Here is an 18,678-nt window from a genome sequence, read left to right as displayed (position 1 = left end):
CCTGCTTTTCTGCGACTTTGCCCCTCTCCGGATCTGGGTGCACAAATCCGGAACGCGGCGGAACCGGCTTGGCCAGGCGGCACCGCGTTGCCCCCTGGAGGGGGTTGAGCGAAGCGCGGCGGGGGCGTCCCTGTTCAGGGGCGCAGGTAGACGAAACCTTCGCGGGCTTGCAGCTTGGCCACTTCGTGTACGCCAGCAGGCACCACCGAAGCTTCCATCACCAACTTGCTGGCGTCGATCTTGCGCGACACCAGGGTGTTGTTGCAGACCCGGAATTCCACACCTTTGTTGGCCAGGTCGGCGATGGCGCCGGCAAAAGGCTGTTCCATCTGGTTGGTGGCGCCCTGCAGCAGGAAGTCAATGCCCAGGCCGTGGGTGACGACCACGATCTTGGCCTTGGGATCGGCCGCCAGGTGGTTGCGGATGTTGTTGAGCCCACGCGAGGCCTGGGGAATGCCTTCGCTCAGGTGGTACACGACCTTGATGACGTCGTCAGCCGCCTGGGCCTGCAACGAGGTGGCCATGACAGCGGCGAACACAAGGGCCTTGAGGGTGGCAAAAATTTTGAACATGGGACGTCTCCGGGGTAAATGGGTAAGGCCTGATAGCCATTGCTTATAGACCAATGAATTGTCAGACAAGCACCCCGAAATGCTACAGGGATTACCCGAAACGGCACGGCCACCAGAACCACAGCCCAGCGCCGACAGGGGTTGCTCCGTACCTCAGCGACTTGTGTCTGGCGAGCCGCTGGGTGTTGGGTCATCTCGTGCCGCATCGGCGGACGCGGCAGGCACTGCGCCACGGGCCTGCGCGCGCGGATGGGCCGCGTCGTACACCTGGGCCAGATGCTGAAAGTCCAGCCGCGTGTACACCTGCGTGGTACTGATGCTGGCATGCCCCAGCAGCTCCTGCACGGCACGCAGGTCGCCGCTGGACTGCAGCACGTGGCTGGCAAACGAGTGGCGCAGCATGTGGGGGTGCACCGGCGTAGCCAGCCCGGCCAGCAGCGAGCGGCGCTTGAGCCGCACCCGGATGTGCTGCGGCGTGAGGCGCTGGCCGCGGGCGCTGATGAAGAGCGCTGGGTCGTTTTGCGGCCAGGCGCTCCTGGCCGCCAGCCAGGCGGCCAGCGCGGCCAACGCGGCGCGACCCACCGGCACGCTGCGGCGCTTGGCGCCTTTGCCCAGCACGTGGGCCTCGCCAGCATCGGCGTCGATCCAGCCGCGCGCCTGGCCGCTGGCGGCCACGTCCAGCCCCACCAGCTCGCCAATGCGCAGGCCGCAGCCATACAACAGCTCGGTGATGCAGCGGTCGCGGGCTTCCAGCATCGGGTCGTCGGCTTCGTGTTCGTAAGAAGCCAGCTGCACCGACTCGTCCACACCCAGCGCTTTGGGCAAAGGCTTGCCGGCTTTGGGCGCCCGCACGTCTTGCACCGGGTTGTGGTCCATGAGGCCCTGGCGACCCAGCCAGATATAAAAACCGCGCCAGCCCGACAAAATGAGCGCAATGCCACGGGCGCTGCGCCCGCCGCTGTGCATCTGCGCCACCCAGCGGCGGATGTGCGGGTTGTGCACCGAGCGCAAAGGCAAGCCTGCCTCAGCGGCGTGGGTCACGAGCTTTTCCAGATCCAGGGTGTAAAGCGCCACGGTGCGCTCGGCCAGCCGCTTTTCTACCCGCACATGGGTCAGGTAGGCCCGCACCAGAGCGGCGTCGTCCAGCGTTTGCAACGAAGCCGCCACGTCGGTCATGGGCGAAAGACGCTCAACGTCAGACCACCGCGGCCGGCACCACCGGCCTCAGGCGCGACAAGGCGGCGCTGGTGAGCTCACCGATGCGTTCGAGGAAATCGGTGCCCATGTCGGCCGAAAACCGCTGTGCATCCCCAGAAGCCAGCACCAGCAGGCCAAAGGCTTGTGGCGCCGCGCCAGCGCGCAGCGGGATCAGAGCCAGCGAGGCGGCGGCGGTGGGATCGTCCAGCCAGCGGGCGGCTTCGAGGCCGGGGTTGGTGCCGCAGTAGGGGCGCGTGAGGGATGAGGCAAACGCCATCACGTCGTCGCTGGCGCCTTGGGCAAACGGCTCGTTGGCAAAATCGGGCGCCACCCCCCAGACCTTGATGGCCACCTGGGGCACCAGAAACTGCGCGGCAATTTCGCGCGCCGCCACGCCAGGCAGCTCGCGCGCTTCGCGGGCGCGCAGCAGCTCGCGGGTCCAGCGTTGCAGCTTGTCGGCAATCGCGGTGTTTTCCTGTCCGTGGCGAATCATCTCGGCAGCCTTGAGCTCGAGCCCGCGGATTTTTTCGCGCAACATGCCCGCCTGGCGTTCCTGCAAACTCACCGCGCGCTGGCCGTGTGGGCTGGTCAGCTGAACGGCAGCCAGCAGGCTGGCGTGGCGCTCGAAAAAATCGGGCGTATTGGCCAAGTAGTTGGCAATGTCGTCTTCGGTGATCGGGGAAATCGGTTCGTGGTTCATGTGGGGTGTGTCGGGGTTAAGGCCACTCAGGGCAGGTCGGGCACGTCAATCTCGCCCTCAAAAACGGTGGTGGCCGGGCCGGTCATCAACACCGAGCCATCGTGCGCCGGGCTGTCGTGCCATTCAATGGTGAGCACGCCGCCGCGGGTGTGCACGTCAACCCTGGCGTCCAACAAGCCCAGCCGAATGCCTGCCACCACGGCCGCACAGGCGCCGGTGCCGCAGGCCAGGGTTTCGCCAGCGCCGCGCTCGTACACGCGCAGGCGCACCTGGGTACGGTTCACGACCTGCAAAAAGCCGGCGTTCACACGCCGTGGGAAGCGCTCATGCTGCTCCACCAGTGGCCCCTGCACCAACACCGGGGCGGTGTCCACATCGTCCACCAGCAACACGGCGTGCGGATTGCCCATGGACAGCACCGAAACCCACGCTTGGCTGCCATCGGGCAGGGCCAGTGGCCAATGCTCAAAACCCGCCATGGGCTGGGCCGGCAGGCCGCTGGCGTCAAAGGGCACGCGGGCCAGCTCAAACACCGGCGCCCCCATGTCCACGGTCACACGGCCATCGGGGTCCATGCGCAGCTCAATCTCACCCTGCTGCACCTTCACCCGCAGCGGGTTGCGGGCGCTCAGCGCTTTTTCGTGCACGTAGCGCACAAAGCAGCGCGCGCCGTTGCCGCAGTGCTCCACCTCGCCGCCATCGGCGTTGTGAATCACATATTCGAAGTCGAGCCCCGGCGCGGGCGAGGGTCGCACGCTCAGGATCTGGTCAGCGCCCACGCCAAAGTGGCGGTCGGCCAGCCAGCGGTACTGGGCCGTGCTCAGGCCCAGGCGCCCACGGGTCTCGTCGAGCACGACGAAGTCGTTGCCCGCGCCCTGCATCTTGGTGAATCGAATGTGCATGGGCGGATTATCGCCCTGCGCCAATGGGCCAACGCAGGCCCTGCCACTGGCAGACCGGCGACAGAAGCCGCCCCCGGGCATCCTTCACAATGGAGCGATGGTCAGACCCACCCAGCTCCTACACACCCCCCGCACGCCCGCCGCGCTGCGGCCCGCCGCCACCGTGCTGCTGCTGCGCGACAGCCCCCAAGGCATTGAAGTGCTCATGACGCGCCGCTCCATGACGGCGAGTTTTGCGCCAGGTGCCTACGTGTTCCCCGGCGGCGGCATCGACGCTGCCGACGCGCTGGCGCACAGCCAGTCCACCCGGCGCGCCACACAAAGCGATGTGCACCTGACGCAAGCCATCGCTGCGATCCGGGAAAGCTTTGAAGAACTGGGCGTTTTGCTGGCCCGCCGACCGGACGGCTCGCACCTGGGCACGGCCGATATTGCCGCGCTCGACCGCCAGGCGCCCTTTGCCGCCGTGTGCGCAGCCAACGGCCTCACCCTGGACGGCGCTGAGGTGTTCGTGCTCTCCCACTGGATCACCGACCGCGACCTGCCGCGCCGCTTCGATGTGCCTTTTTTGGTGGCGCGCATGCCCGAAGGGCAGGAGCCGGTGGCCGACGAGTCCGAGCAGTTCGAGCCGCTGTGGGTGCGCCCGGCCGACGCGCTGGCGCGCCATGCCGCCGGCGGTTTCTTCATCATTTTCCCGACCATTCGCACGCTGGAGCGGCTGCAAACCTACCCCAGCGTGCAGGCCTTGCTGGACGCCTGCGCCGTCAACGATGAGCCGCTGTTCACCAGCTGCCCGCGTGCCGGGCTGCTGGGTGGCAGCGAGTCGCGCCACATGGAGCACGAAGCGCCGTTTGGCGAGCTGGCCCTTGTCAGCCCCGATGGGCAGATCGTGCACAGCCTGGACTGGCAGACCGAGCGCCCCGTGGCGCTGTTGAAAAACGTGCAGCGCCTCACCGCGCCCAACCCCGGGTTCATGACCGGCCCCGGCACCAACAGCTACCTGGTCGGCGACCCGACCACAGGCTACGCGGTGATCGATCCAGGCCCGGACGAGCCCGAGCACCTGGAGCGCCTGTGGCGTGCGGCGGGTGGCGACATCCGCGCCATCGTCTGCACCCATTCGCATCCCGACCACTCACCTGGCGCTCCGCGCCTGCAGGCCCTTTGCAGCACCGCCGCGCGCGAAAAGCCACCCATTCTGGGTCTGCCCAGCGCCACCACAGCCCGCGAGAACAGCCGATTCACCCCCGAGCGCGACCTGGCCGACGGCGAGCGCCTGGTGCTGCAAGGTGAAAACGCCCAAGGCACCGTCACGCACACGCTGCAGGTGGTGCACACCCCAGGCCACGCGGCCAACCACCTGTGCCTGGTGCTTGAAGAAGACGGGCTGCTGTTCAGCGGCGATCACATCTTGAACGGCAGCACCACCGTGATCGACCCGCCCGACGGCAACATGGGCGCGTACCTGGACGCCTTGGACCGGCTGGCCAGCCTGTGTGACACCCACGTCATCAACTTCATCTTGCCCGCGCACGGCTACGTGCTGGGCGACCTGCGCCAGAGCGTCGACAACCCGTCGGCTCCTGCCGAAGGTGGCGCCAAAGTAGCCATCAACCACCTGAAGGCGCACCGCCTGGCCCGTGAAGCCAAGGTGGGCCGCGCCATGACCGCACTGCCCCACGGCACGCCCGACGACTGGGTGAAGCTGGCCTACGACGATGTTCCCGAACGGCTGTGGCCGGTGGCCAAGCGCTCCATGCTGGCGCACGTCGAACGCATCCAGAGCCTGGGAGGTTTCAACGCATGACACCTCGCACCCCCACCCGGGTGTTGCTGCTCGCGCTGATGGGCAGCGCCCTGCCCCTGGCTGCCCAGGCCAGCATGAACCTGGCCCTCGAAAAGGGCTGCCTGGGCTGCCACGGCACGCCCCCGCGCGGCAAGGCACCGACCATGACCGAACTCGCCAACCGCTACGCCGCCGCCCAGGGCGACGAGAACGAGATCGCCCGGCTCACCGCCCATCTGCGCGAACACCACCTGTTCGGCGGCGTGGCGGCCCACGAACGGCTCAGTGCCGAAGAAGCCGGTCGCTTTGTGCGCTGGCTGGTCGACGGCGGCCGCTGAAAGTCCGCACCGTGCGCATCGCCTTCGTCTCCGACATCCACGGCAACCTCACCGCACTGGACGCGGTCATCGCCGACATCGAACGGCGCGGGGTGGACGAGGTCGTGAACCTGGGCGACACAGTGAGCGGTCCGTTGCTGCCGCTGGAGACGGCCCAGCGCCTGAGCAAGCTGCCCTGGCTGCACGTGGCGGGCAACCACGAACGGCAGGTGCTGCAGCTGCCGCTGGCGCGCCAGAACCCATCCGACGCCTACACCAGCGGCCGGCTGGCCGACGCGGACAAGGCCTGGCTGGCCGGTCATGCCGACCCCTGCGAACCGCGCCTGCACAGCGGCCAAGTCTGGCCCGAACGGCTCGGCGGCGACGTGGCCCTGTGCCACGGCAGCCCGCGCAGCGACATCGAATACCTGCTGGAAACGCCGGTGGGTGAAGAGGCCCGACTGGCCAGGCCCGACGAGATCCAGGAACGCCTGGATGGCCGGATTCCGCCGCACATCACCTTGCTGGCCTGCGGGCACTCCCATGTGCCGCGCGCGGTCCACACCGCCAGCGGCTTGCTGATCGTCAACCCCGGCAGCGTGGGCCTGCCCGCCTACGACGACGACCATCCCTACCCGCATTCGAGTTTCCACCGCATCGAAACCGGCAGCCCCGATGCGCGCTACGCGGTGGTGGAACGGCAGAGCGGGCACTGGACCTGCGAGCTGATCAGCGTGCCCTATGACCACGAATCGATGGCCGGGCTGGCCGACCAGCGCCAGCGCCCCGACTGGGCCCACGCCCTGCGCACGGGCTGGATGGCGCGGTGAATAAAGTGTGAAGCGCGCCGTTACGCCGGATTCTGTGCACCCGTGACATTCTTGCGAACGCCCTGGGCGTGACCGTCATTCCTCTGGGCCGCTGGTCACCCAAGCGGCTCGGTGCTACCTACCCGCCAACTCCGCGGAACCACGTCAACGTTGGCCTATTTGGTATTGCTGCGCGTAGAGATTGCCCGTTTCACCCGAACTGAATCGGCTCGTCTCTGTTGCTCTGATCCTCACCTTAGGGCCCGCCAGGTTGCCCTGGCTGGCTTGTCGGTGGAGAGGTGTTACCTCCTACGCTGTCCTGTGCAGTCCGGACGTTCCTCCAGCACTCCCTTTCGGGTTCCCTTGCGGGCTGTGCCAGCGACGGCCTAGCGCGCTTCACCCCGCTATTATCGCTACCTGGCAGCACCAGGCCGCCGACTGCTTGATAACCACAAGCCCCAGACACCATGATTCGCATCTCAGAACTCAAATTGCCGCTGGCCGATGTGCCGGCCGAACACCGCCGCGCCGCCGATGCACCGTCGGAAACCGACGAAGACCGAACACCGCCGCCGCACCCCACGGACGCGCTGACCCGGCTGGCCGCTGCGGCCCTGGGCATTGCGCCGGCCGACATCGCAGCGCTGCAGGTGTTCAAGCGCAGCTTTGACGCCCGCAAGGCCGATTTGCTGGCGGTGTACATCGTGGACCTGACGCTGGCTGACCCGGCCCAGGAAGCCGCCCTGCTGGCCCGGCACGCGGGCCACCCGCACATCCACCCCACGCCCGACATGGCCTGGCACCCCCCTGGCCACGCGCCCGCGCACTGGCCGGCTGACGAAGCCGACCGCCCCGTGGTGGTGGGGCTGGGGCCATGTGGCCTGTTCACCGCGCTGGCGCTGGCGCAAATGGGCCTCCGGCCTATCGTGCTGGAGCGCGGCAAACCGGTGCGCCAGCGCACCAAAGACACCTGGGGCCTGTGGCGCAAAAAGGTGCTCAACCCCGAAAGCAACGTGCAATACGGCGAAGGCGGCGCCGGCCTGTTTTCCGACGGCAAGCTCTACAGCCAGATCAAGGACCCGCGGTTTCTGGGCCGCAAGGTGATGCATGAGTTTGTGGACGCTGGCGCGCCACCCGAAATTCTGTACATGGCGCACCCACACATTGGCACCTTCAAGCTGGTCAAGGTGGTGGAAGCCATGCGCGAAAAAATCATCGCGCTCGGCGGTGAAATCCGCTTTCAGCAGCACATGTGCGGCCTGCAGCTGGCCCCCACCGACGGTGGTGGACACCAGTTGACCGGCCTGCAGGTGCGCCGGCTGGACACGGGCACCGTGGAAACGCTGCCCGCGCGCCGCGTGGTGCTGGCGCTGGGCCACAGCTCGCGCGACACCTTTGCGCTGCTGCATGACGCAGGCGTGTTCCTGGAAGCCAAGCCGTTTTCGGTGGGCTTTCGCATTGAGCACCCGCAAAGCGTGATCGACCGCGCCCGCTGGGGCCGCCACGCCGGCCACCCGCTGCTGGGCGCGGCCGACTACAAGCTGGTGCACCACGCCAAAAACGGGCGCGCGGTGTACAGCTTTTGCATGTGTCCGGGCGGCATGGTGGTGGCTGCCACGTCCGAACCGGGCCGGGTGGTCACCAACGGCATGAGCCAGTATTCGCGCAACGAACGCAACGCCAACGCGGGCATGGTGGTGGGCATTGAGCCAGCCGACTTTCCACAGACGTTTCCGCAAGACACGCCGCTGTGGACCGCCGCCTTTGGCGAAGCAGACGGTGCGCGCTACGCCACCGAAGCCCAGGCGCTGGCCGAGCGGGGCCAGACACACCCGCTGGCGGGCATCGTGCTGCAGCGCGAGCTGGAAGCCCGAGCCTACGCCCTGGGTGGCGGCACCTACGAAGCGCCCGGCCAGCTGGTGGGCGACTTTGTGGCGCAAAAGCCATCCAGCGCACTGGGCGCGGTGGAACCTTCTTACCAGCCGGGTGTGAAGCTGGGCGACCTGGCACCCGCCCTGCCCGCCTATGCCATTGAAGCCATGCGCGAGGCCATTCCGGTGTTTGGCCGCAAGATCAAGGGCTACGACATGGCCGACGCGGTGCTCACCGGGGTTGAAACGCGCACCTCGGCGCCGCTGCGCATCACCCGCGGGGCCGACTTTCAGAGCCTGAACACGCGCGGCCTGTATCCAGCGGGCGAAGGCGCTGGCTATGCGGGCGGCATTTTGTCGGCCGGGGTGGACGGCCTGAAGGTGGCCGAGGCGCTGGCGCGCGATGCGCTGGGGCTGCCGGCCTGAACAGCGGCCCGATACCCAACTTTACAAACCGGCCATCAGCGCTTGACACAGCGCCCGCATGCTGAAGGCTCCTCATCTCAGGAGCTTTTTCGATGACAACCATGAACAAACCCGTGTTGCTTCCCGTGATGGCCGGCTTGCTGGCGTTGGCGGGTGCCGGTGCCGCACAGGCCCAAGACGAACAAGGCCGCGTGATCAGCAGCACCCCCGTGGTGCAACAGATCGCGGTGCCCCGCCAGGTGTGCCAGGAGCAGGTGGTGACGGTGCCCGGCCAGAAGTCGGGCGCTGGCGCCATCGTGGGCGGCATTGCTGGCGGCGCCATGGGCAACGCCATCGGCGATGGCAGCGGCCGGGCCCTGGCGACCGTGATCGGCCTGATTGGTGGCGCCATGGTGGGCGACCGCATTGAAGGCGGTGGCCAGGCGCGCACCCAGACGGTGCAGCAATGCAGCACGCAAAACTTTTATGAAAACCGCACCGTGGCCTACAACGTGGTCTACGAATACGCCGGCCGCCAGTACACCACCCAGATGCCGCAGGACCCTGGCCGCTATGTGCGCCTGAGCGTGACGCCGGTGGACAACCTGCCCCCGCCGCCGCCTGCCCGCTACGCACCGCAACCCCAGGTGCACTACCAGCCGGCCGCACCGGTGGTGGGCCGCGTGGTGGTGGGCACGCAGTTTTACCCCGCCTACACGGTGGCGTCGCCGCAGGTGGTTTACATCAACGGCTACCGGCAGGCATCTGTGCAGCAGATGCACCCGCGCCACGACCGAAAAGACCGGCATGAGCGCAAGGAACACCGCCGCGAACGGCAGGAGGACCGGTGGGAACGCAACTGGCGCTGAAAGCCGTAGAGCCAATTGACAAAAAAGAAGCGACCCTCGGGTCGCTTCTTTTTTGGGAGCGCCGCAAGCAAGCGGCGCAGGGATCAAGACTTTTGCAGTGCAGCAATGCGCTCTTCAATCGGTGGGTGCGTGCTGAACAGTTTGCCCAGCCCACCGGCAATGCCCAGCGCCTGCATGGTTTTGGGCAGTTCACCGGGCGTCAGGCCGCCCAGGCGGGCCAGCGCATTGATCATGGGTTGCTTGCGGCCCATCAAGTTGGCGGCGCCCGAGTCAGCGCGGAATTCGCGCTGGCGGCTGAACCAGGCCACGATGATGGCGGCCACAAAGCCCAGCACGATGTCCATCACGATGGTCGTGACCATGTACCCGATGCCAGGGCCGCTGCTCTGGCTGTCGCCTTTGCGCAAAAAGCTGTCCACGGCGTAGCCGATTACCCGGCTGAGGAACACCACAAAGGTGTTCATCACGCCTTGAATCAGCGTCATGGTGACCATGTCGCCATTGGCAATGTGGGCGACTTCGTGACCGATCACGGCCTCGACTTCTTCCTTGGTCATGTTTTGCAGCAGGCCCGTGGACACGGCCACCAGGGCCGAATTTTTGAAAGCGCCGGTGGCGAACGCATTGGGCGCCCCCTCAAAAATGGCCACTTCGGGCATGCCGATGCCGGCCTTTTCAGCAAACTTTTGCACCGTCTGCACGATCCAGGCTTCGTCAGCGGTCTGGGGCTGGTTGATCAGCCGGGCACCCGTGCTGAACTTGGCCATGGGCTTGCTGATGAGCAGCGAAATGATGGCGCCGCCAAAACCGATCACCAGCGAAAAGCCGGCCAACGCCGTCATGTTCAGCCCGTTGGCCGTGAGAAAACGGTCCACGCCCAGGATGCGGGTGGTGACCAGCAACACCGCCATGACAGCGAAGTTGGTCAAGACAAACAACAGGATGCGTTTCATGAAATCTCCGAAGAAAGAAAAACTGACCGAATCATAGTGGGGATCAGGGCTGCGTTTTCAAGTCAACGCTGGCCGGGTATGAGACCCGAAAACCCCGCGGCAGTTCACACCTGGGGCAACAAAAAACGCCGCTCCCAGGCGCTCACCTCGGCCAGGTAGCTCTGGTGCTCCAGACCTTTGACGGCCAGGTAAGCCTGCACAAACCGCGCGCCCAGCAAGCGGGGTGCATGCACGCTGTGTGCCATCTGTTCGTGGGCGGTCGAAAAAGTATGCGGCAGGCCGCGCGCCTGGTGGTAGCCGTTGCCTTCCACCGGAGCGGTGGGCTGCAGGCGCTCTTGCATGCCAGCCAGCCCGGCGGCCAGCGTGGCGGCCATGGCCAGGTAGGGGTTGGCGTCGGCACCGGCCAGGCGGTTTTCCACGCGGCGGGCCACCGGCGGGCTCACCGGCACACGCAGGCCGGCGGTGCGGTTGTCGTGGCCCCACTGCACGTTGGTGGGCGCCTGGCTGCCCGCCACATAGCGTCGGTAGCTGTTGACGGTGGGTGCATAGAGCAGCATCAGGTCGGGGGTGTAGGCCTGCAAACCGCCGATGTAATGCAAAAACGCCTCGCTGGCCGAGCCGTCCGCTTGGCTGAACACATTGCGTCCCTGCGCGTCCACCACGCTCTGGTGCAAGTGCATGGAGCTGCCCGCCTCGGCCGCCATGGGCTTGGCCATAAAAACAGCGTTCAGCCCATGCTGCAGAGCGATTTCACGCGCGGCGGTCTTGAACAAAAAAGCCTGGTCGGCCACGGCCACCGGGTCGCCGTGCAGCAGGTTGATCTCGTACTGGCCCGGGCCGACTTCGTGCAGCCAGGTGTCGGTGCGGATGCCCAGCGTGTCGATGGCGGCGTGGAACGCATCCCAAAACGGTGCCAGCTCGTTCAGCGCGTTCATGCTGAAGGCAGATTGACCGACCTCGGGCCGACCGCCACGGCCCAGCGGGGCGGTCAGCGGCTGGGTCGGGTCGGTCATGGCCGCGGTCAGGTAAAACTCGATTTCGGGCGCCACCACGGGCTGCAGCCCCAGCGCCTGGTAACGCGCCACCACCTGCTTCAGCACCGAGCGCGGCGCAAAGTCGCACAGACTGCCGTCCATCTCCACGCAGTCGTGCACCGCCACATAACGCGCCACGCTGGCCCAGGGCGCTGGCTTGAGGGTGGCCAGGTCGGGCACCAGGCGCACGTCGGGGTCGCTGTCGGGAAATATCGGGTCGACACTGTATTCACCGGTGACGCATTGCATGGGAATGGCCTGGCAGATGCGCAGCTCGCTGCCCGCCGCGAAGCTGGCCGCCGGCATGAGCTTGCCGCGCGGGTAGCCGGTCACGTCGGCAAACATGCACTCCACATCGCGCACGCCGCTGGCCTTGAAATGCGCGGCCAGTTCGGCGCTGTCGGCACTTTGCGACAGGTTCAGATGCGCCCACGAGGGCGAAACGGGCAAGGTCATGGGTGGTCCTGCAAAACAATCGGTGAGCGCCTGGGCTCGGGGTGCAGCGTGGGTCAGGCCACCACGCGCTTGGGGCGAAACACCCCGGCATCCGCGTAGTAGGCGGGGTCTTCATTGGCCGGGCACCAGCCCGGCACGCCCAGCACCGGCAACGGGGTGAAGGGCTTGGTGGCCAGATCGGCGGCACTCAGGCGAGCGGCCAGCCAGCCGTCCCAAGCGGCCAGGTCGTCGCCCAGCGCCAGCGGCACCGGCTCGCGAACCACGTGGGCGGTGATGGACTTGTAGGGCACCATCAGCTTCTCCAGCAGGGCATGGCCAAACAGCACCAGCCGGGCTTGCGCCCACAGCGGCCGAAGGTCCACAAAAAGACGTGTCCAGTCACGCGCCAGCAGCGCGTCCCAGAGCGCATCGGGGGCTTGCAGCAAGGCGGCGTTTTCGTCAAACAGCGTCAACCCGTCGCGCACCGCACCGCGCACCTGGCCCACGCCGGCGGTGGCAATTTCAGTCGCCTGCAGCTGGTTCAGCCGCCGCTTGGTTTGGGGAAACCGCATCCAGCACAAACCATTGAAAAAATCGTGCAGGCCTTCGCGGGTGGGCACGGCGCCGGTGTTGAAGATGTGGGCTTCATAGGCCACGCCAGCGGGCAATTCGGCTTGTGGGATGAAGCGCGGCACGGACAAGCCCACGGCCCGCGCTGTCAGCGCCTGCGGCAAGCCCACACCGGCGTCGCACGCCTGGCGCACAGCCGCGCCATGGGCGGCGACCGGCTCAAACCAGGGTTGCGACCAGTCGGGCGCTGGCCAGACTGCCACACCTTCGCCAGGTGCGCACATCGCGAAATCAGGCCACGAGTTTCCAGGGCAGCGCTTCGCCCGAGCGCAGCGGCTTGAGCTCGGCTTCGCCAAACGCAAAGCTCTCGGGTGGCGTCCAGCTTTCGCGCTGGAGGGTGATGGTGCCGGTGTTGCGTGGCAGGCCGTAGAAGTCCGCTCCAAAGAAGCTGGCGAAACCTTCGAGTTTGTCGAGCGCGCCAGCGGCATCAAAGACCTCGGCGTACATCTCCATGGCGGCGTGCGCGGTGTAGCAGCCGGCACAACCCGTGGCGTGCTCTTTCAGGTGCGCCGGGTGGGGGGCGCTGTCGGTGCCCAGAAAGAACTTGGGCGAACCGCTGGTGGCGGCAGCCACCAGGGCCAGGCGGTGGGTCTCGCGCTTGAGCACCGGCAGGCAGTAGTAATGCGGGCGAATGCCGCCGGTGAAGAGGGCGTTGCGGTTGTAAAGCAGGTGGTGGGCGGTGAGCGTGGCGGCGGTGTAAGCGCCTGCTTCGGTCACATACTGCGCCGCTTCTTTGGTGGTGATGTGTTCAAACACCACCTTGAGCTCGGGAAAGTCGCGGCGCAGCGGGATCATTTGCTGTTCAATGAACACGGCTTCGCGGTCAAACAGGTCGATGTCGGGGCTGGTGACTTCGCCATGCACCAGCAGCAGCAGGCCGGCGCGCTGCATGGCTTCCAGCGTTTTGTAGGTTTTGCGGATGTCGGTCACGCCGGCATCGCTGTTGGTGGTGGCACCGGCCGGGTACAGCTTGGCGGCGACCACGCCAGCGTCTTTGGCGCGGGCAATTTCGTCGGCCGGCAGGTTGTCCGTCAGGTACAGCGTCATCAGCGGCTCGAAGCTCACGCCGGCGGGCACGGCGGCGCGGATGCGCTCGGCGTAGGCCATGGCCTGGGCGGCGGTGGTCACCGGCGGGCGCAGGTTGGGCATGATGATGGCGCGGCCAAACTGGGCGGCGGTGTGCGGCACCACGGTGCGCAGGGCGTCGCCGTCGCGCACGTGCAGGTGCCAGTCGTCCGGGCGGGTGATGGTGATGTGTTTCAGGGGGGCCGTGGTGCTCATGGTTCTATTTTCGCTCAGCGGGTGGCGGGTGGCGCCGACGCGGCGTCCAGGTGGTTTTGCAGATCGGACCAAAACTTTTCGACCGGGCCTTTGGCTTTGCGGGCCGAGGGGCGTTCGCGGTAAATGCGGATGTCGAGCGTGGTTTCAAACACTCCACCGGCCGGCACCAGTTTTTTGGCACGCACGTCTTTGCGTACCGCGCTGGAGGGCAAAAACGCCACCCCGTGCCCTTCCAGGGCCATGGCCTTGAGGCCTTCGGCCATGTCGGTTTCGTAAATGCGGTCCAGGTGCAGGGGCGTGGCGCTTTGCTTGAGGATCTGGTCCACCGCACGGCCCAGGTAGGCGCCGGGAGCATAGGCCAGGTAAGGCAGCGGCTGGCTGGCGGTACCCGGCAGCGCATACAGCGGCCCACCGTGCTCGTTGGGTTTGACGTAGGGCGACAGCAGTTCACGGCCCAGTGGCAGCATTTCGTAGCGCTCGGCATCGAGCTGAATGGGCTGGGCCATGTGGTGGTAGGCGATGAGCAGGTCGCAGCTGCCCTCCACCAGGCGCATCACGGCGTCGTGCACATTGAGGGCGATCAGCCGGCTTTTGATGGGGCCACAGGCTTCGCGCAGGCCCGAGAGCCACGACGGAAAAAACGTGAAGGCCAACGTGTGCGGTACCGCGAACTCGATCACATCCTGCGCGGCCACCGTGTGCGCACGCAGCATGGCGCGGGTGCTTTGCAGCGCTTGCAGCATTTCCAGCGACTGGTCGTACAGCGTTTGCCCGGCTGGGGTGAGGCGGGTGGGGTACGAAGACCGGTCCACCAGATCGGTGCCGGCCCAGGCTTCCAGTGACTGGATGCGGCGCGAGAACGCGGGCTGGGTCACATGGCGCAGCTGGGCCGAGCGGCTGAAGCTGCGGGTTTCAGCCAGGCTGACGAAGTCTTCAAGCCATTTGGTTTCCATGGCCGCGGATTATGCGCGCGGGCGAAATCCGGTGTTTTTCGCCGCTTTGCGGCCGAGCGCTTCCGGTACCATCGCCTCCAACTAGGGTTAACCCTAATATTTCACACCATGACGAAAAATCCACCCGATATCCGCCCGTCCCGCATCGCCCACACAGGGCTGCGCCAGAAAATCATGTCGGCCGAGGCGGCGGCCGCCCTGATTGAGCACGGCGATCACGTCGGCATGAGCGGCTTCACCGGCGCTGGTTACCCCAAAGCCATTCCGCTCGCGCTGGCCCAGCACATCCAGGCCCACCACGACGCGGGCAAGCCCTTTCGTATCGGCGTCTGGACCGGTGCCTCCACAGCGCCCGAGCTCGACGGCGCACTCGCCAAGGTGGGCGGCATGGACATGCGCCTGCCCTACCAGTCCGACCCGACCTGCCGCGCCCGCATCAACGACGGCGAGATGGCCTACATCGACATCCACCTCTCACACGTGGCGCAGTACGTGTGGTTCGGCTTTCTGGGCAAGCTCAATGTGGCGGTGATCGAGGTCGCGGGCATTCTGGAAGACGGCCGCCTGATCCCGGCCACCTCGGTGGGCAACAACAAGACCTGGCTGGACCAGGCCGACAAGGTCATTCTGGAAGTGAACCACGGCCACAGCCTGGGGCTGGAGGGCATGCACGACATCTACTACGGCACCGAGCGCCCGCCGCACCGCAAGCCGATCCCCATGACGCACGCGGGCGACCGCATCGGTGAACCCTACCTGCGCTGCGACCCGGCCAAGGTGATCGCCATCGTCGAAACCAACCTGCCCGACCGCGACACGCGCTTTTCGGCGCCCGACGAAGCATCCAAACGCATCGCCGGCCACCTGATGGCCTTCCTGCAGGACGAAGTGGCCCAAGGGCGCCTGCCCCCCGAGCTGCTGCCGCTGCAATCGGGCGTGGGGAACATCGCCAACGCGGTGATGGAAAGCCTGAACGACGGCCCGTTCAATGATTTGCAGGGCTACACCGAGGTGCTGCAGGACGGCATGCTCGCCATGCTCAAGTCCGGCAAGATGGCCATGGCCTCGTCCACCGCGCTGTCGTTCTCGGCACCGGTGATGGAAGAGTTTCTGGCGAATCTGGACTTCTACCGCGAACGCATCGTGCTGCGGCCGCAGGAGATCAGCAACCACCCCGAGGTGATCCGCCGCATCGGCATCATCGCCATGAACGGCATGATCGAAGCCGACCTCTACGGCAACGTGAACTCCACCCACGTGATGGGCACGCGCATCATGAACGGCATCGGCGGCTCGGGCGACTTCGCGCGCAACGCCTACCTCTCGGTCTTCATGACGCCGTCCACCGCCAAGGGCGGCAGCATCAGCTGCATCGTGCCCATGGTCAGCCACGTGGACCACACCGAACACGACGTGCAGATCGTCGTGACCGAACAAGGCCTGGCCGACCTGCGTGGACTCTCACCCCGCCAGCGCTCGCGCCACATCATCGAACGCTGCGCGCACCCAGATTTCAAACCAGCGCTGCTGGACTACGTAGAGCGCTCTGAAGCCAATGCGCGTGCGGGGCATGCCGGCATGCACACGCCGCATTTGCTGGACGAAGCGCTGAGCTGGCACAGCCGGTATGAGCGGACGGGGACGATGCGGGCGGCGTAAAGGCACGGCTGCCGAACAGATGTTTGGCTGGCGTGGCCCTCTCCCCTGGCCACTCCCAGAGGGAGAGGGGGAAAGACCGGCTCGCCGGAAGGGAAGCCCGTTCCCGTTCCCGTTCCCGTTCCCGTTCCCGTTCCCGTTCCCGTTCCCGTTCCCGCAACCATGCTTTGCCGTGTGGCCGGGCTGAGCAGCGCAGGGGCGCGGGGATCAGAAATTCGCATGTCCGAAGGCCGCGAAGCGGACAAGTTTGCGAATTTCCCCCGCGAACCGAGCAGCGCAAGGCACCGCGAAGCGGCCCGGACTTCGGCTCGCCTTTCTTTTGCTTACTTTTCTTTGGCGAAGCAAAGAAAAGTGAGGCGCCCGCCGGGGCGAGACCCGCCCCACAAAAGCAACCCCAACACAAAACGGTCAGTCCGTCCCAGACTGCTGCAGCGCCCACATCCCCGAATAAACACCCCCAAGCAACACCAGATCCGCGTGCGTCCCCCGCTCCACAATCTCCCCGTTGACGAGCACCAAAATCTCGTGCGCATCAACCACCGTAGACAACCGGTGCGCAATCACCAGCGAAGTCTTGTTCCGCGCAGCCGTTTTCAATTCCGCCTGGATCGCCCGCTCGTTCGCCGAATCCAGCGCCGAAGTGGCTTCGTCAAAAATCACGACGGGCGGGTTTTTCAGCAGCGTGCGCGCAATCGCCACGCGCTGCTTTTCACCGCCTGAGAGCTTCAAACCCCGCTCGCCCACCATGGTGCGGTAGCCCAGCGGCAGCTTTTCAATGAAGTTGTGAATGTGCGCGGCCTGCGCGGCGGCCACGGCAGCGTCATGGCCGGCGTCGGGGCGGCCGTAAAGGATGTTGTATTCGATGGTGTCGTTGAACAGCACCGTGTCTTGCGGCACGATGCCAATGGCTTGGCGCACGCTGGACTGCGTCACCTGGCGAATGTCTTGCCCGTTGATGAGGATGCGCCCGCCGCCATGCGGCCCCGTGTCGCCGTGGTTGCTCACATCGTAAAACCGGTACAACAGGCGTGCCAGCGTGGACTTGCCCGAGCCCGATGGCCCGACCACCGCCACCGTTTTCCCGGCGGGAATCTCAAAGCTGATGCCGTGCAAAATTTCGCGCGCGGGCTCGTAGGAGAAGCGCACATTTTCAAAGCGCACCGCGGGCGCGCCGCTGAGCGCGAGCGGCTGGGCGCTGGGGTCGTCGGCAATTTCGCGCTCTTTCTCCAGCAGCACAAACATCTTGTCCAGGTCGGTCAGGCTCTGCTTGATTTCGCGGTACAGCACGCCCAGGAAGCCCAACGGTATGTAGAGCTGGATCATGAAGGCGTTGACCATCACCAGGTCGCCCAGCGTCATCTCGCCGCTGGCCACGCCCTGGGTGGCGCGCCAGAGCATGAGCACCAACGCAATCGCAATCACCAGCTGCTGCCCGGCGTTGAGCATGGACAGCGTGGTCTGGCTCTTGATGCGGGCGCGGCGCAGTTTCTCCAGCGCCTCGTCGTAGCGCCGCGCTTCAAACGCTTCGTTGTTGAAATACTTGACGGTCTCGTAGTTCAGCAGCGAATCCACGGCGCGCGACTGGCTGGTGGACTCCAGCTCGTTCATCTCGCGGCGGAACTTGGTGCGCCACTCGGTCACCACCACGGTGAAGCTGATGTAGAGAACCAGGGCCACCAGGGTGATCCACACGTAACCCATGTCGAACTTCGTGCCCAGCACCGTCAGCACCATCGTCACTTCAATCAGCGTGGGGACGATGCTGTAAAGCGAATACGAAATGAGCGACTGCACGCCGCGCGTGCCGCGCTCGATGTCGCGCGTCATGCCGCCGGTCTGGCGCTCCAGGTGAAAGCGCAGGCTCAGCGCGTGCAGGTGGCCAAACACCTGCAGCGCGATGCTGCGGGTGGCGCCCTCGGTGGCCTTGGCGAACACCAGCTCACGCAGTTCGGTAAACAAGGTGGTGGACAAACGCAAGCCCCCGTAAGCCAGCAACAGCCCCAGCGGCACCACCAGCAGCGCCTGCGGGCTGGTGGGTGAAATGGTCATGGAATCCACCAGCTCTTTGAGCAGCAGCGGCACGCTCACGTTGGCCACTTTGGCCGCCACCATGAAGCCCAGCGCGATCAGCACGCGCCATTTGTATTGCCACAGGTAGGGAAACAGGCGAGAGAGCGTGGCCCAGTCGGAGCGCTTGGCGGCGGGCGCGCCGCCCCCGGGGTGGCTGGTGGGCAAGGCAACGGTGGCTGGGCTGGGAGAGTTGGGGCGCATGCAGGAGAATGGTGGTCTGTTGAAACCAGATTGTGCC

General features: G+C 66.1%; 16 protein-coding genes and 1 other RNA gene. 6 read left to right on the top strand and 11 right to left on the bottom strand.

Going from position 1 to position 18,678, the window contains the following annotated elements:
• Positions 1–134: 134 nt before the first annotated feature.
• The 4 genes from AC4QBL_RS00700 to dapF all read right to left on the bottom strand — a co-directional run bounded on the left by AC4QBL_RS00700 (position 135) and on the right by dapF (position 3,371).
• The gene (locus AC4QBL_RS00700) at positions 135–572 is read right to left on the bottom strand and encodes a DsrE family protein (protein WP_472900907.1); all 438 of its coding nucleotides are present in this window, start codon (positions 570–572) and stop codon (positions 135–137) included.
• A 153-nt stretch (positions 573–725) separates the two neighbouring features.
• The gene (locus AC4QBL_RS00695; protein ID WP_472906825.1) at positions 726–1,748 is read right to left on the bottom strand and encodes a tyrosine recombinase XerC; all 1,023 of its coding nucleotides are present in this window, start codon (positions 1,746–1,748) and stop codon (positions 726–728) included.
• 19 nt (positions 1,749–1,767) lie between these two features.
• On the bottom strand, positions 1,768–2,469 hold the full coding sequence (locus AC4QBL_RS00690) for a DUF484 family protein (protein ID WP_472900905.1): 702 nt from the start codon (positions 2,467–2,469) through the stop codon (positions 1,768–1,770).
• Positions 2,470–2,495: 26 nt separating this feature from the next.
• Positions 2,496–3,371 (bottom strand): diaminopimelate epimerase, encoded by an 876-nt coding sequence (gene dapF / locus AC4QBL_RS00685; RefSeq protein ID WP_472906826.1) that lies wholly within the window; start codon positions 3,369–3,371, stop codon positions 2,496–2,498.
• A gap of 97 nt (positions 3,372–3,468) precedes the next feature.
• On the opposite strand from dapF, the gene AC4QBL_RS00680 reads away from it, so the two are divergent.
• Genes AC4QBL_RS00680 through AC4QBL_RS00670 form a run of 3 tightly spaced genes read left to right on the top strand, consistent with a single transcriptional unit; the run spans position 3,469 to position 6,304 of the window.
• Positions 3,469–5,178, top strand: coding sequence for an MBL fold metallo-hydrolase (locus AC4QBL_RS00680; RefSeq protein WP_472906827.1), 1,710 nt, complete (start codon positions 3,469–3,471; stop codon positions 5,176–5,178).
• Positions 5,175–5,495 carry a c-type cytochrome gene (locus tag AC4QBL_RS00675; RefSeq protein WP_472900902.1) on the top strand — a complete coding sequence of 107 codons (321 nt, stop codon included), beginning with the start codon at positions 5,175–5,177 and terminating at the stop codon, positions 5,493–5,495. The genes AC4QBL_RS00680 and AC4QBL_RS00675 overlap by 4 nt, the downstream gene beginning before the upstream one ends.
• 11 nt (positions 5,496–5,506) lie before the next feature.
• A complete protein-coding gene (locus tag AC4QBL_RS00670; protein ID WP_472900901.1) occupies positions 5,507–6,304 on the top strand; it encodes a metallophosphoesterase family protein in 798 nt (265 codons plus the stop codon).
• A 5-nt stretch (positions 6,305–6,309) separates the two neighbouring features.
• On the opposite strand, the gene rnpB is transcribed toward AC4QBL_RS00670, so the two are convergent.
• An RNA gene (gene rnpB, locus AC4QBL_RS00665) (RNase P RNA component class A) lies at positions 6,310–6,681 on the bottom strand.
• 69 nt (positions 6,682–6,750) lie between these two features.
• Here rnpB and AC4QBL_RS00660 point away from each other — a divergent pair.
• Both AC4QBL_RS00660 and AC4QBL_RS00655 read left to right on the top strand, forming a co-directional pair.
• Positions 6,751–8,580 carry an NAD(P)/FAD-dependent oxidoreductase gene (locus AC4QBL_RS00660; RefSeq protein ID WP_472900900.1) on the top strand — a complete coding sequence of 610 codons (1,830 nt, stop codon included), beginning with the start codon at positions 6,751–6,753 and terminating at the stop codon, positions 8,578–8,580.
• A gap of 101 nt (positions 8,581–8,681) precedes the next feature.
• Positions 8,682–9,428, top strand: coding sequence for a glycine zipper 2TM domain-containing protein (locus AC4QBL_RS00655; RefSeq protein WP_472900899.1), 747 nt, complete (start codon positions 8,682–8,684; stop codon positions 9,426–9,428).
• 83 nt (positions 9,429–9,511) lie between these two features.
• On the opposite strand, the gene htpX is transcribed toward AC4QBL_RS00655, so the two are convergent.
• From htpX to AC4QBL_RS00630, 5 genes are all read right to left on the bottom strand, one after another.
• Positions 9,512–10,381 carry a protease HtpX gene (htpX, locus tag AC4QBL_RS00650; RefSeq protein WP_472900898.1) on the bottom strand — a complete coding sequence of 290 codons (870 nt, stop codon included), beginning with the start codon at positions 10,379–10,381 and terminating at the stop codon, positions 9,512–9,514.
• Between the two features lie 104 nt (positions 10,382–10,485).
• Positions 10,486–11,871, bottom strand: coding sequence for a glutamine synthetase family protein (locus AC4QBL_RS00645; RefSeq protein WP_472900897.1), 1,386 nt, complete (start codon positions 11,869–11,871; stop codon positions 10,486–10,488).
• A gap of 53 nt (positions 11,872–11,924) precedes the next feature.
• Positions 11,925–12,704 carry a DUF3025 domain-containing protein gene (locus tag AC4QBL_RS00640; protein ID WP_472900896.1) on the bottom strand — a complete coding sequence of 260 codons (780 nt, stop codon included), beginning with the start codon at positions 12,702–12,704 and terminating at the stop codon, positions 11,925–11,927.
• A gap of 7 nt (positions 12,705–12,711) precedes the next feature.
• The gene (gene pyrC / locus AC4QBL_RS00635; RefSeq protein WP_472900895.1) at positions 12,712–13,761 is read right to left on the bottom strand and encodes a dihydroorotase; all 1,050 of its coding nucleotides are present in this window, start codon (positions 13,759–13,761) and stop codon (positions 12,712–12,714) included.
• Between the two features lie 14 nt (positions 13,762–13,775).
• Positions 13,776–14,714: a LysR substrate-binding domain-containing protein gene (locus AC4QBL_RS00630; protein WP_472900894.1), complete on the bottom strand. Its 939-nt coding sequence runs from the start codon at positions 14,712–14,714 to the stop codon at positions 13,776–13,778.
• 108 nt (positions 14,715–14,822) lie between these two features.
• Here AC4QBL_RS00630 and scpC point away from each other — a divergent pair, with 108 nt between their 5' ends.
• Positions 14,823–16,373, top strand: a complete 1,551-nt coding sequence (gene scpC / locus AC4QBL_RS00625) for a succinyl-CoA:acetate CoA-transferase ScpC (RefSeq protein ID WP_472900893.1) — start codon at positions 14,823–14,825, stop codon at positions 16,371–16,373.
• A 405-nt stretch (positions 16,374–16,778) separates the two neighbouring features.
• On the opposite strand, the gene AC4QBL_RS00620 is transcribed toward scpC, so the two are convergent.
• Positions 16,779–18,641, bottom strand: a complete 1,863-nt coding sequence (locus AC4QBL_RS00620) for an ABCB family ABC transporter ATP-binding protein/permease (RefSeq protein WP_472900892.1) — start codon at positions 18,639–18,641, stop codon at positions 16,779–16,781.
• Positions 18,642–18,678 lie beyond the last annotated feature (37 nt).

It is taken from the genome of Hydrogenophaga sp. L99 (genome assembly GCF_058731905.1).
This window is presented reverse-complemented; position numbering and strand designations above follow the sequence as displayed.

Bases quoted from the DNA above. Each gene is read 5' to 3' on its own strand.
- AC4QBL_RS00700 (WP_472900907.1), bottom strand. From the start codon at position 572: ATGTTCAAAATTTTTGCCACCCTCAAGGCCCTTGTGTTCGCCGCTGTC.
- AC4QBL_RS00695 (WP_472906825.1), bottom strand. From the start codon at position 1,748: ATGACCGACGTGGCGGCTTCGTTGCAAACGCTGGACGACGCCGCTCTG.
- AC4QBL_RS00690 (WP_472900905.1), bottom strand. From the start codon at position 2,469: ATGAACCACGAACCGATTTCCCCGATCACCGAAGACGACATTGCCAAC.
- dapF (WP_472906826.1), bottom strand. From the start codon at position 3,371: ATGCACATTCGATTCACCAAGATGCAGGGCGCGGGCAACGACTTCGTC.
- AC4QBL_RS00680 (WP_472906827.1), top strand. From the start codon at position 3,469: ATGGTCAGACCCACCCAGCTCCTACACACCCCCCGCACGCCCGCCGCG.
- AC4QBL_RS00675 (WP_472900902.1), top strand. From the start codon at position 5,175: ATGACACCTCGCACCCCCACCCGGGTGTTGCTGCTCGCGCTGATGGGC.
- AC4QBL_RS00660 (WP_472900900.1), top strand. From the start codon at position 6,751: ATGATTCGCATCTCAGAACTCAAATTGCCGCTGGCCGATGTGCCGGCC.
- AC4QBL_RS00655 (WP_472900899.1), top strand. From the start codon at position 8,682: ATGAACAAACCCGTGTTGCTTCCCGTGATGGCCGGCTTGCTGGCGTTG.
- htpX (WP_472900898.1), bottom strand. From the start codon at position 10,381: ATGAAACGCATCCTGTTGTTTGTCTTGACCAACTTCGCTGTCATGGCG.
- AC4QBL_RS00645 (WP_472900897.1), bottom strand. From the start codon at position 11,871: ATGACCTTGCCCGTTTCGCCCTCGTGGGCGCATCTGAACCTGTCGCAA.
- AC4QBL_RS00640 (WP_472900896.1), bottom strand. From the start codon at position 12,704: ATGTGCGCACCTGGCGAAGGTGTGGCAGTCTGGCCAGCGCCCGACTGG.
- pyrC (WP_472900895.1), bottom strand. From the start codon at position 13,761: ATGAGCACCACGGCCCCCCTGAAACACATCACCATCACCCGCCCGGAC.
- AC4QBL_RS00630 (WP_472900894.1), bottom strand. From the start codon at position 14,714: ATGGAAACCAAATGGCTTGAAGACTTCGTCAGCCTGGCTGAAACCCGC.
- scpC (WP_472900893.1), top strand. From the start codon at position 14,823: ATGACGAAAAATCCACCCGATATCCGCCCGTCCCGCATCGCCCACACA.
- AC4QBL_RS00620 (WP_472900892.1), bottom strand. From the start codon at position 18,641: ATGCGCCCCAACTCTCCCAGCCCAGCCACCGTTGCCTTGCCCACCAGC.